9 protein-coding genes and 1 tRNA gene are annotated in these 12,294 nt (G+C 33.1%); 6 read left to right on the top strand and 4 right to left on the bottom strand.

Annotation, left to right across the window (positions count from 1 at the left end):
- Positions 1-13: 13 nt before the first annotated feature.
- Positions 14-2,029 carry a hypothetical protein gene (locus QMG60_RS15695; RefSeq protein WP_281865595.1) on the bottom strand — a complete coding sequence of 672 codons (2,016 nt, stop codon included), beginning with the start codon at positions 2,027-2,029 and terminating at the stop codon, positions 14-16.
- A 259-nt stretch (positions 2,030-2,288) separates the two neighbouring features.
- On the opposite strand from QMG60_RS15695, the gene QMG60_RS15690 reads away from it, so the two are divergent.
- Genes QMG60_RS15690 through QMG60_RS15675 form a run of 4 tightly spaced genes read left to right on the top strand, consistent with a single transcriptional unit; the run spans position 2,289 to position 4,767 of the window.
- Positions 2,289-2,720: a hypothetical protein gene (locus tag QMG60_RS15690; protein WP_057118074.1), complete on the top strand. Its 432-nt coding sequence runs from the start codon at positions 2,289-2,291 to the stop codon at positions 2,718-2,720.
- Between the two features lie 4 nt (positions 2,721-2,724).
- Positions 2,725-3,372, top strand: coding sequence for a hypothetical protein (locus QMG60_RS15685; RefSeq protein ID WP_281865594.1), 648 nt, complete (start codon positions 2,725-2,727; stop codon positions 3,370-3,372).
- Positions 3,345-4,127 carry an ATP-binding protein gene (locus tag QMG60_RS15680; protein WP_281865593.1) on the top strand — a complete coding sequence of 261 codons (783 nt, stop codon included), beginning with the start codon at positions 3,345-3,347 and terminating at the stop codon, positions 4,125-4,127. The genes QMG60_RS15685 and QMG60_RS15680 overlap by 28 nt, the downstream gene beginning before the upstream one ends.
- Positions 4,117-4,767: a response regulator transcription factor gene (locus tag QMG60_RS15675; protein ID WP_281865592.1), complete on the top strand. Its 651-nt coding sequence runs from the start codon at positions 4,117-4,119 to the stop codon at positions 4,765-4,767. Before QMG60_RS15680 ends, QMG60_RS15675 begins: the two co-directional genes overlap by 11 nt.
- A 1-nt stretch (position 4,768) precedes the next feature.
- Here QMG60_RS15675 and QMG60_RS15670 read toward each other — a convergent pair whose 3' ends face one another.
- Complete coding sequence (locus QMG60_RS15670; RefSeq protein ID WP_281865591.1) at positions 4,769-5,281, bottom strand: adenine phosphoribosyltransferase; 513 nt, start codon at positions 5,279-5,281, stop codon at positions 4,769-4,771.
- Positions 5,282-5,395: 114 nt separating this feature from the next.
- Here QMG60_RS15670 and QMG60_RS15665 point away from each other — a divergent pair.
- Positions 5,396-5,469 (top strand) — tRNA-Arg (locus QMG60_RS15665).
- Here QMG60_RS15665 and QMG60_RS15660 read toward each other — a convergent pair.
- Together QMG60_RS15660 and QMG60_RS15655 are read right to left on the bottom strand one after the other, a co-directional pair.
- Entirely contained in the window at positions 5,435-6,985 is a 1,551-nt protein-coding gene (locus QMG60_RS15660) for a recombinase family protein (RefSeq protein WP_281865590.1), read from the bottom strand. The two genes, QMG60_RS15665 and QMG60_RS15660, sit on opposite strands and share 35 nt — an antisense overlap.
- Positions 6,982-7,152 (bottom strand): hypothetical protein, encoded by a 171-nt coding sequence (locus tag QMG60_RS15655; RefSeq protein ID WP_281865589.1) that lies wholly within the window; start codon positions 7,150-7,152, stop codon positions 6,982-6,984. The genes QMG60_RS15660 and QMG60_RS15655 overlap by 4 nt, the downstream gene beginning before the upstream one ends.
- Before the next feature lie 413 nt (positions 7,153-7,565).
- Between QMG60_RS15655 and QMG60_RS15650 the strand changes: the two genes are divergently transcribed.
- Positions 7,566-12,209 carry a DUF3320 domain-containing protein gene (locus QMG60_RS15650; RefSeq protein ID WP_281865588.1) on the top strand — a complete coding sequence of 1,548 codons (4,644 nt, stop codon included), beginning with the start codon at positions 7,566-7,568 and terminating at the stop codon, positions 12,207-12,209.
- Positions 12,210-12,294 lie beyond the last annotated feature (85 nt).

Below are 12,294 nucleotides of genomic sequence, written 5' to 3'. Positions count from 1 at the left end.
TGTCTCAAAAAAATTATTCCATAAATGGAGCTCTGATTTTCTCGATATCAGCATTTTGAGCGTCAGTTCCCGTTGGAATTTCAAACAAAACATCTCCTTCTTGATAATCAATTTTGATGTAATCTGTTGAAATAGAAACTTTTTTAGATTTTTTTCCGATTTTGCCGCTACAAGTGTATTTCACTTTATATTCCGTTGGTTTAATAGTATAATCTAATTCATACCACGCTCTATACGGAATTGCATCTTCGAAATTATCAACAGTAAACTTGAATTTTTTAGACGACATTTTGTCAACTTTAAACGTTACTTCCATAGTATCACAATCATACAATTCCTCTGTTGACAAAGTGTAATTGATCATATTTTGGATTGGAAGCGGTACGAAGACTTTTGTTCCTTCAAATTCAAACTCTCTTGTTGTGTCTTTCAACTTGATTCTCTTGTCTTTTTCGTACATTACTTCCTGACGAACTTTAATCTTAGAAGAACCGTTGTTTTTTACAAAATCAAATACAAAAGCATTCTTTTCTTTTGATTTATCATTCCAAGTTGCTGGGAAAATTGCATCGATTTCTTTACCAGATCTGCTCGTATTTAATACGTACGGAGTTCCTTCTGGAGCGATCATTCTGCCAGAACTTTTCCAGATTAATTTTCCTTTAGAATCAGGATATCCAACTTCTATAGAAACTTGACTTACTGGGCTGTCATTGACAATATCGCTGTCTTTGTCCAATTTTATCAATCCTCCATTTAATGAAGCAATAACCTGAACTTTAGAAAAATCTTCGTCTAACTGAATTTCAGTAATATAATTTTTCAAATCTGCTTTTGCTTCTGCACCCGATTTTAAAGTCAGAGGAGTTAGATTCCCGCTGATTTTAGAATCTAAAACCTGAATAGCAGAGAATTTAATTTCATCTGTAAATTTAATTGCACGAATCTGGCTTCCAGACTTAAGATTCATTCCTACGCTGCCAAGTCCCATAAATAAACGGAAGAAACCATTTGGTTTTTCGGGAGATGAAACTGGTGTAAATTGTTTTTCAGGAGCGTCAAATATTTGTTTTTTTACTATTTCAAAAGCAAATTCTCGCTGTTTTTGCAGTAAGGAATCTTCAACCTTTTTCTTTTCTTCATTTGAAAACTGTTCATCTGTTATTACTTCACTTGTAATACCTCCTTCTGTAAGGATTTTTTCGTACTCATGTTCCCAGTTTAAATCAACAAATGACCAGCTTACACTTGTTTTAGCAGAAAAATAAGTATGTACTTTTTTAACGTCAACCGTTGTTTTAATAACTGTAGTTGGCATGTAAGCTTTGTACTTGATATTATTTTCTATAACAAGATTATTACTTCCAATTTCTAAGGCATTTTTTACCAATGAAGCGCTGTTTCTTCCCATTAAAATAGAAAGCGCATTATCTCCTAATCCAAAAGTAGTTCCTGCTCCTTCTCCTTGAATGTTAAAAGTCCAGGGATTGGCGCCTCCAAAAGGATTATTTGGTGATTTTTCGCCCACAACGTGCATCGCAATGTTGTTTTGTGTCAATTGAATTGGACGGACATTGGTCGAATTAAAATCTTTATCAACTCCAATTAAGAAAGAAAACAAGCCAAAAAGTGTTGAATTTCTGTGGTTTTTATAATCACTATTAAGTCTTGCTTTTAATTTATCGATTGCTTTTTTCAATAAAGCTTCAGGTAAATCAATTGTACTGGTCAAAGTCGTATAAGCGCCTGCTTCTTCTTCCAATCCTTCTGCACCAATTACTGTCGAAGAATCTCCTTCTGATTTAAATACCTGCATGGCAAACTTAAATCTCCCATCTGGATGTTTAGATAGTCTTGGGTACTTTGGGTAATAGTAAAACTGCATTGGCAATCCAGCATCTCTTAATAATATATTATTCGGATCTGGCGAAAAAAGAACTGCGAAATCTGCTCCATCTTCTTTTTCTAAAAGAATTTCTACTGTTCCGGCTCCTGCATGAGGATAACCTAGGGGTGTTGGTTGTGACATAATTTAAAAATTTAGTTAATTACTTAATAAGGTTTACATTTTTGAGTGCCTGTTTTTTACACGAAAACTGACGATGTAAAATTCTATTTTTATAAAATGTTACGTAACAGCACTTTAACCCATTTTTTTGAATAAATTTACCTAACGAAAAAAGGGTATATTTCCCCTTGTTCCAATTTTAGGTTTCAAATAATTTTGTCCCCAACAGAACTTCAAAATCCTGTTAACTAAATCCATAACCAATAAATTAATAAAAATCATGAAAAATCCTCCCGCAAAACCAAGTCAGTTAATTACTAAAGAATTTGCTAGACAATTAAATGTGAATTACAACAACAAAAGAGCTTCGCTTACAGCAAAAAAAACGCAGAAAGAAGATGCAAATGCTATTTGGTATTCTTTGGAAGAATTAGAAAACTACATTCACTACATCAAAACAAACGGAGCAAACGATGGATATAATGTAGACGGAATTCGTTTTTATTTTGGAGTTTATCCAGATGATGAAAAGCATGGCGAAAAAGCTGGATTAACAACTTTATTTTTGGTTCCAACTGGAAAAAAGATAGAAAACAATACAGCAAAAATTCAAAGTTTTGCTTTAGTACAAGAAGCCTCTTCTTCTGACATTCAAAGCCTTGAACCAATGAATTACGGAAACATCGGAAGACCACCAAGTTTATTATATTAAAACTATGTTTGAATTTTTAAGATCTTATATCATTTATCTGGCTTTATTATCAGGAATAGTTGGCTTGTTTTCAATGCCAAAACTTCCTGGTAATAAAGCTAAATTTTTAGTACTTTTAATCTGGTTTTCAATCATAACCGAAATTGTAGGCTACTATTTTACCCAATGGACGGGTTTGCTGAACTTTTATGTTTACAATTTCTACATGTTCGCCAGTTTTTCTGCCTATATTTTACTTTTAAGAGCCTTATTGACAAAAATTAACAACAGAACCTTAGCTGTTATTTTTCTAATCTTGTTTATAGTTTCTTTTTTCTTAAATATATTATATTTTAAAGAAGACATAAACCGTTCATTTACATACAGCTTTGCAATTGGTGTTTTATTAGTATTGATTTTATGCTGTTTATATTTGATTGAGATTTTTAATTCAGAAAAGATATTAAATTTTAAAAAGTCGGTTTTTTTCTGGTACATTTTAGGAATACTTGTTTTTCATGTTCCTTTTACTCCTTTTATGCTGGCTATCAATTGGTTTTTAATCAAACAAGACGAATCTATATTTAGCTTAGTATTATTCATTTTAAATTTTCTAGCACATAGCTGCTTTATAATCGGATTTATATGGAGCGAAAAGAAATACAATTATTAGTCATTTCCCTTGGTATTGTTTTCTTTACCTTGATTATCGTTATAGTTGTTATTTTCTTCTATTTTTTTAAGAAGAAAAACAACTTTGTGGTAGAGAGAATGGAAGCTGAATTGTATTTCCAATCTGAACTTGTTAAAACCAGAATAGAGATAAAGGATCAGACTTTATCTGAAATTAGTAAAGAACTGCATGATAATATTGGCCAGATTATTTCGGTCGCCATTATGCAGCTTAATATTTCGATAAGCAATAAAAACGTTCAGATTAGTGAACTTAAAGACATGAAAGTCGTTTTGGCTAAAGCTTTAGACGAATTGAGAATTCTTTCCCGCATTATAAACAAAGATAATTTACTTCAAAACAATTTTTTAGAAGCTATTCATCAGGATTTAGAAAGAATTAAGAAACTTAAAAAAATCAAATACAATTTTAATCAAATTGGAACAGTTCCAGCAATAAATGAAGAACATGAATTAATCATTTACAGAATTTTTCAAGAAGCGCTTCATAATAGTTTAAAACATTCTAGAAGCGATTTATTTGATGTGAATATTGAAACTACCGATTCCGTTTTTAAGTTACAATTGAAGGATTTCGGAATTGGATATGATCTCAAAAAATCAAATTCAGGATTAGGATTGAATAATATGAAATTGAGAGCCAAACTAATTGGTGCTGACTTAATTATGAATTCTGATAAAACTGGAACTAGTGTAACTATCGAATATCCTTTAACGCAAGACCATGAAAACTAACCCAAAAAATAAAATCATAATTGTAGACGATCATCTGCTTTTTTCGCAGTCTCTCGAATTGTTAATTAAAAGTTTTGGCGATTATGATGTAATCCAGCGTTTTGAAAACGGAAAAGTGTTTATTGATTATCTGGAAGAAAATAATACTGCAGAAATTGATCTTATCTTACTCGATGTCAATATGCCCGTTCTCGATGGACTGAGCACTATGAAATGGCTAAAAGACAATAGACCCGATCTCAAAGTAATTGCTTTATCTGTGAATGACGACGAGGAAATTATTATAAAAATGATTACGAATGGTGCCAAAGGTTATTTACTAAAAGATACTTCTCCCGAAATATTTAGGGAAGCAATAGAATGTGTAGTCGAAAAGGGCTTTTATTTCACAGAATTAGTTTCTGGAATGCTTATTAATAAGGTCAATAGCGACAATAGAAAAATCAATTTAAAAGAAAAAGAGATTGTTTTTATCAAACATGCCTGTACCGAAATGACCTATAAGGAAATTGCATCACAGATGTGTTTGAGTCCAAAAACTATTGACGGCTACCGAGAAATACTCTTTGATAAACTTGAAATAAAAACCCGAATCGGACTTGTACTTTATGCCATTAAGCATAAAATTGTTTTTGTATAGCTTAATAAGTTAATGCTGCAAAGAATGGATATTCTTTAATTTTTTCTCTTCCGTTAAGAAAAGTCAGTTCCATTAGAAAATTGCATTGTACAATTTCGCCTCCCAGTTTTTCGACCAATTCACAAACCGCCTTTGCAGTTCCGCCTGTAGCTAAAACATCATCGTGAATTAATACTCGATCGCCTTTTTGAATAGCATCTGTATGCATTTCTAAACTATCAAAACCATATTCTAACTCGTAAGAAGCAGAAATTGTTTCAAAAGGAAGTTTTTTAGGTTTTCTAACAGGGACAAATCCAGCATTTAATTCCTGAGCCAGCAACATTCCGAAGAAAAAACCACGAGATTCTGCTCCTACAACCTTATCAATTTTTTGTCCGTTTAAAGAATCAACCAAGATTCGCAGGCAATTTGTTCGTGCTTCGGGATTAATTAGTAACGGAGTGATGTCTTTGAATAAAATTCCTTCTTTAGGAAACCCCTGAATATCACGCACATAATTTTCAATCTTCATTTTTTTTTATTTTTCTGTTATTTTTTGCTTGTTTATCTCACATTTATACCTATATTTGCACCCGCAATAAGCAATCAACAAAGCTACAAAAAAATAGCTAATTGATAACAAAAAGGCCTCGTGGCGCAACTGAATAGCGCATCTGATTACGGCTCAGAAGGTTACTGGTTTGAATCCAGTCGAGGTCACTACTCGGGACAAAAGAAAAATATCATCTTTTGTCCCGTTTTTTTTTGCTCGTAATCTATTGTTTACCAAGTAGATACAGTTGACCATTTCATTGATCCGGGCGGTGCGGATTTTATTTTCTTGAAATGTGAAATTTTCGGGAAAAATTAAACCAATTAATTCTCTACAATCAGCTAAAGTCGCACTATCAAAGGCCTCACCTAGCTTTATAAGGTTTTCCAATCCTGTCGTCGTTAATTGCTCTATGCTGACCCTATCGTCCTCTACATTTCCAATGTCTTTTTCCAGCTTACTGATAACTGCATTGTATTCAATTTTCATTAAATTATAATCCTCAGCATCAATTTTCTCGGTAACTAATAAATTTCTTGCCACAGATAGTTTCTTCTCATAAACTGCAATCTGCTCAAGGGACTTCTTTTTTTCACTAGCTATTACTCCAGTATGCTCTCTATAACCTTCAAGCAAGACTGCTGTATACAGTTTCTTTACTTCTGCTAAAGGTTTAAATTTATTTAAATGCTCTTTAAATACTTTATTAGCTACTTCTGAGTTTATTCTCCATTTGCAATCTTTATCACAGTGATAATAGTAATAATATTTACTCCTTCCTTTGCATTTGCTTCCTGTTAACTTTTGACCGCACTGTGGGCAAAGAAAAAAACCCCGCAAGGGAAAATTCTCAATAGTTTTAACTTTCGGTCTGTATGTCCGTGCTTTACTGTCAAGAACATCCTGTACCCGATAAAACAATCCTTCGCTGATAATCGCCTCATGTTGTCCATTAACCCATTTTTCTTCTTCATCCTTGTATTTAGGAACAACTATTTTGCCGCAGTAAAGTGGATTTCTAAGAATCACCCACAAATTGCTCTTAGACAGCACAAGCCCTTTATCTTTTGCCATCTGATAAATAGATTCGGTACTGAAGACATTTCTTGCAACCTGTTCGAATATCCAAATAAGTTTTACCGCTTTCTCTGGTACAATCGCAATATATTTTTTTCCATCCTCAGTAATCTTATTTGCATATCCATAAGGTGCCATCCCCATATGTCTGCCTTCTTTCTTTCCGCGTCTAAGACCTTGAAAGGTGTTTAAAGCTCTGCGGTCATTTTCAACCTCGGGTGCAGCCAGATAAAATGCAAGCATCATTTTATTTTCCGGAACGCTTAGATCAAGAGGCTGTTCAATTGCCTGTGGTTCTACTCCTAATTTTCTTAGCTGATTAATCATCTGGTATGCGTCACCGGCATTACGGCTGAATCTGTCCCACTTCATAAAAAGAACCATATTAATTTTATTTTTATATTTTTTCAAATCAGCAAGAAATTTTTTCCATTGAGGCCTGTTAAAAGTCTTTGCTGAATGATCTTCATAAATTACATTGCGTATCTGTATTTGGTTTATGCTGCAATATTTTCTTAGCATTTCCTCCTGATTCCGTTGGGAGAATCCTTTTTCTGCTTGCTCGTCAGTACTTACACGAATATACAAATCTGCTATCTTACTCATTTTGTTTTATTTAAATGTTTCAACACAGCGATATTAGCAATTATTCTTAAGAAATACAAGATTTCCTGTGCTTGCTCAATTGTAACATCAAGCCCCTCAGATCGAAGCATTTGTAAAGCTTTTTCGGGCGTCAACTTTGAATTACTGTAGTCAATATCTTTCTCCATAATCACACTTTTGAAAATTCAAAAAATGTAATTTAAATACAGAAATGCTTTTAAAATACTGACTGAGGATATTTGGCATTAATTGGAAGTTTATTTCCTCCTTTAAGTAAAAATTGCATAAGTGAAATACTATATTCACTACATTAAAATCGATGGTATTCCAGAATTAAAAAAATCCATATTTTAATTCTTTTGTCCAGTAAATTTTATTTAAAACTTTCATAAATTAATTGATGCTTATAATAAGTTCTTGTCTTTGAGATCTCGAAAATGATCCGGCACGAAATACATCAAATTATTCAAAAAATAAATATAAATTCTCTCAACCTAAAATGTTTTACAATTTTAAAATAATGTCTTTGCTTTTTTGTAGTGTTTTATTTAATAACTTAGGAACTTAAATCACCTTAAATATGTCTGAATCAATTCTACCTAAATTGGAAGCATCTCGTAAAGAACTTTTAGATCTTGGATTGCGTAATACATTACTTAATTATAAGACTTCTAAAGTTAAAGGATTGCAGATTGTGCAAGAACAATCCTCATCCATTTATGACATTTTAGTGAGACAGAACAAAGGAATGACTTTTTTAGGACGCCCAGGCAAAGATGACGATGATGAATTATTAGAACTTCCGGAACTTACTGAGCCGGAAATGCAAGATGCTTATAATGATACCAGATTACAGACCAATGAAACAGAAGCCAAGCTTCAGACTAAAATACTAAATACGTATTATTTTGCTAGAACAAGCATTGAAGAGCAAGGTGTCAACACGTTATATCTTGCATTAGGAATACTGAATTGGTATGAAAAAGGAAATAGTGAAGATACAAGAAAAGCACCATTAATTTTACTTCCTGTAGTTTTGGAGCGTTCCAGTGCAAATGAACGTTTTCGTTTAAGGTACAGTGGAACTGAAATTGGAGCAAATCTATCATTGCAGGCAAAAATGATGGTAGATTATAACATTACTATTCCTGATCTCCCAGAAGAAGAAGAACTGGATCTTAAAACATATTACAACATTATAAAAGAACGGATCAGCCACATTGAAAATTGGAAAGTTGAAGAAGATACCATAGAATTAGGATTCTTTTCTTTTGGTAAATTTATGATTTATCATGATTTAGACAGTGAAAAATGGCCAGAAGATAAAAAACCATTCAACCATAATATTTTACAATCTTTATTCAATACTGGATTTAATGAACCTCAACCGTCAATTGGTGAAGAACATCATCTTGACAATGATACGAATGCGGATGAGCTTATGCAAGTCGTAGATGCCGACAGTTCGCAAGTTATTGCAATGCTTGCTGTGCATGAAGGGCGTAACATGGTAATACAAGGCCCGCCAGGAACAGGGAAGTCACAAACCATTACAAATCTTATAGCAAATGCTGTCGGAAATGGAAAAAAAGTGCTTTTTGTTGCTGAAAAAATGGCTGCTTTAGAAGTTGTAAAACGACGATTAGACAGTGTTAATTTAGGAGAAGCTTGCTTAGAATTACATAGCCATAAAGCAAACAAAAGAGAATTACATAATGAATTAAAACGAATACTTGATTTAGGTAGGCCAACAATGACTCGTTTGGAAGAGGAAATTAGATTTCTTCATCCTATGATAAACGAACTTAATCAATATTGTGCTTCTGTAAATTCTGAAATTTCAAAAAGTGGTTATTCAGCACAAGAAGTAATGGGAAATTTACTAAAAATAACAACTAATAATAAAGATTATAAATTTCCTAAAATACAAGTTGAAAATATTAGTGTATGGGATTCTACAAAGATGAAAGAAGTTGAACAGTTGGCTGAAAAAATACAGGTAAGACTAGAAAAAATTGGACAACCTGAGAACTTGCTGTTTTATGGAACTGATATAAAAATTTTCCTCCCAATAGATGAAGAAACCTCAAAAGATTTATTAGAAATTGTACTTAAAGATACAAATGAAGCAATAACTCTTATTACTTCCATTTCAAATTATGTTGAAATTAATCCGTCCACAGAAATAGATGATGTTAAGCTATTATTAAAAACTATAAGAACTGCAGCTGAGAATCCAGGCCTCACATCGATGAATATAACCGATTCTGCCTGGCTCAATAATCAAGCTGATATTGCCGAATTATTAGAAACTGGAATTCGACTAGAGGAACTGCATACACAATATGATAATTTAGTTATTCCAGAAGCTTGGGATTATGATCTGCTTGAAATAAGGCAAAATTTAATTGTACATGGCAGTAAGTGGTATAAATTTTTAATAGGAGATTATAAAAATAGTGCAAAAAAATTATCGGCACTTCTCACAACTCAGGTACCTTCAGATCTAAACACAAAATTAGAGTATGTTAATGCTTTAATGGAAGGAAAGCGTCTTACAGCCTCTCTCCTATCTTTAGAACCTTTAGCGCAAAAATTATTTGATATCAGATATCAAAAAAAACGAACAGACTGGCAGACTGTTAAAAAAGCAGTTCAATACCTACAAGAGGTACACCTTCTTATTCAGGATGACGTAATATCAAATACATTTCTATCCTTCCTTAGCAAAAATCAGGAGTCTTACGTTGCGGCTGACTTTTTAATTAATTTAGAGAATGCTTTAGAAAAACAAAATATTTCATTAAAGTCGCTTTTAGAAAAACTGGATTTAAAAGATAATCAAATACTAAATAAAAGTTTAGCAAAACAGCAAAGCTTAATAAAAAATTGGTTCGAAAATCTACCTGAGATCCATCAGGCTGTATCTTGGAACGTAATGAAAGAAGAGATTGAAAGAAATGGAGCCGATTATTTGATTAGAGCAGTTTATAACTGGCCCGACGCTGTTTTGCATTTAAAAACAGCTGTACAAAAAACTTGGTACGAACATTTGATTGAGCAGGCAATGAATAATAGTGCAGAACTTCGAAAATTTGAAAGATCAAGTCATGAAGAAGTCATCGAAAAATTTAAACGACTTGATGTACTTAATCAGTTCTATAATCGCGCCAAAGTTGCTTTTAAACATTGGGAAAGTTTACCAAAACAGGAAGGCGGCGGACAAATTAATGTACTTAAAAGCGAATTCAACCGCAAAGCCAGACATATGCCGATTAGGAAACTTATGCAGGAAGCGGGACTGGCAATTCAAGCAATTAAACCTGTTATAATGATGAGTCCAATGTCAATTGCAAATTTTCTCCCTCCAAATAGTATTGATTTCGATCTGGTTATTTTTGATGAAGCCAGCCAAGTACGTCCTGTTGATGCTTTGGGTGCTATTTTACGTGGAAGACAAATAGTTGTTGTGGGGGATACAAAGCAAATGCCTCCAACAAGTTTTTTTGACAAACTAAATACCGATACTGAAGATGAAGAAAACGTAACTGCTGATATGCAGAGCATCCTTGGAATGTGTGATGCTCAAGGTGCTCCTCAACGTATGCTGCGCTGGCATTATCGCAGTAGACATGAATCCTTAATTAACTTGTCAAACCAGGAGTTTTACGAAAATAAATTAATAATTTTTCCAAGTCCCGGATCTAAAAGCAAAATGGGTTTAGCATTTAATCACCTGCCAGATACTTATTATGACAAAGGTAAAACACGCACCAACCCTAAAGAAGCTGAAAAGGTTGCTGATGCTATTATTAACCATGCTATAAATAATCCGAAGTTGAGTCTCGGCGTTGTTGCTTTTAGCACTGCGCAAATGCAGGCTATTCAAAATGCACTTGAAGTAAAAAGAAGAAAAAATCCTGAAGTTGAAAGTTTCTTTAGGAGCCACCCTACTGAACCTCTTTTTATCAAAAATCTTGAAAATGTTCAAGGAGATGAACGAGATGTTATTTTTATTAGTATTGGTTATGGAAGAACGGAAGACGGTAAAGTACCTATGAGTTTTGGACCTCTAAATAATGAAGGTGGTGAACGAAGACTAAATGTTTTAATTACAAGGGCAAAAAGTAGATGTGAAGTATTCACAAATATTACAGCCAGTGATATGAATCCTGGACCAAATGCAAAATTTGGTATTCGGGCATTAAAAAGTTTTCTTTATTATGCACAGCATGGGAAGTTTGAAAGCGACAAGGAAGAAATAATAACTAAACCCCAGCCATTTGAGGAAATTATTGCTCAAAGTCTTCGCGATAATGGTTATATCGTGAGAGAAAAAGTCGGCTCTGCAGGATTTTATATTGACTTGGCAATAGTGGATAACGATAATCCTGGAAGATATATTCTTGGAATATGCTGCGACGGAAAGTCTTATGAAACTGCAAAATCAGCGAGGGATCGAGATAGATTAAGAACTATAGTCCTTGAAGGCATGGGCTGGAAATTATTTAATGTATGGAGTACTGATTGGTTCCGCAATCCCCAAGGAGAGCTAAGACTTTTAATAGAAAACATTGAAAATGCTAAAAATCAAGTTGAACATAATGATGCACTTGAAGAAGAATTAATGGAAGATTTAAAAAATCTTGTCCGAGAAGAGCCTGAAGAAATTGATAATTCAATCCCCCGCTATTTAAAAGCTTCTCTTCCTATTGAGGTTTGCCATCAAGAAATTCATACTTATTCCCTTGGAAAACTTGGAGCGTGGATACATGAAGTTGTCAAAGTAGAAAGTCCCGTTCATTTTGAAGAAATGGCTCGTCGAATTGCAGATGCAAATGGCATTTCAAAAATAGGAAGCCGTGTCAGAGCATCTATTACAGATGCAGTAAACTATGCTATTAGAACTGGCTTAATTAAAAAGAAAGATGAATTTCTTTGGAATTTTGAAGATCATTTACCAGTAATAAGAGATAGAAGTTTACTTAGCCCAAATTCAAAAAAATTAAGTCTTATTTCTGATGAAGAGATGAACTTGGCAATCATTAAAGTTGTTGAAAGTTCTATCGCTATTCAGCCGGATAATGCTGTTATCTTAATTGCGAAACTTTTTGGATTTGCAAGAGTTACTGAAGATATGCGAAACCATATTTTACTATCCATTATAAAATCAGTTAAATCTGAAATTGTAAAAAAAGATGGAGAGTTTTTAAAATTGATATAACAATTTAATTTAAATCTTAAAAACAATGCAAACTAGAATCATATAAACTGCAACCTAGATTATCCACTTGTAAAATTAACACCAC

The organism is Flavobacterium sp. GSB-24 (assembly GCF_027924665.1).
In the GTDB taxonomy this organism is placed as follows: Bacteria; Bacteroidota; Bacteroidia; order Flavobacteriales; family Flavobacteriaceae; genus Flavobacterium.
Note: the sequence above shows the minus strand (reverse complement) of the source record. Positions and strands in the feature narration are given on the sequence as shown.

Bases quoted from the DNA above. Each gene is read 5' to 3' on its own strand.
- QMG60_RS15695 (WP_281865595.1), bottom strand. From the start codon at position 2,029: ATGTCACAACCAACACCCCTAGGTTATCCTCATGCAGGAGCCGGAACA.
- QMG60_RS15690 (WP_057118074.1), top strand. From the start codon at position 2,289: ATGAAAAATCCTCCCGCAAAACCAAGTCAGTTAATTACTAAAGAATTT.
- QMG60_RS15685 (WP_281865594.1), top strand. From the start codon at position 2,725: ATGTTTGAATTTTTAAGATCTTATATCATTTATCTGGCTTTATTATCA.
- QMG60_RS15680 (WP_281865593.1), top strand. From the start codon at position 3,345: ATGGAGCGAAAAGAAATACAATTATTAGTCATTTCCCTTGGTATTGTT.
- QMG60_RS15675 (WP_281865592.1), top strand. From the start codon at position 4,117: ATGAAAACTAACCCAAAAAATAAAATCATAATTGTAGACGATCATCTG.
- QMG60_RS15670 (WP_281865591.1), bottom strand. From the start codon at position 5,281: ATGAAGATTGAAAATTATGTGCGTGATATTCAGGGGTTTCCTAAAGAA.
- QMG60_RS15660 (WP_281865590.1), bottom strand. From the start codon at position 6,985: ATGAGTAAGATAGCAGATTTGTATATTCGTGTAAGTACTGACGAGCAA.
- QMG60_RS15655 (WP_281865589.1), bottom strand. From the start codon at position 7,152: ATGGAGAAAGATATTGACTACAGTAATTCAAAGTTGACGCCCGAAAAA.
- QMG60_RS15650 (WP_281865588.1), top strand. From the start codon at position 7,566: ATGTCTGAATCAATTCTACCTAAATTGGAAGCATCTCGTAAAGAACTT.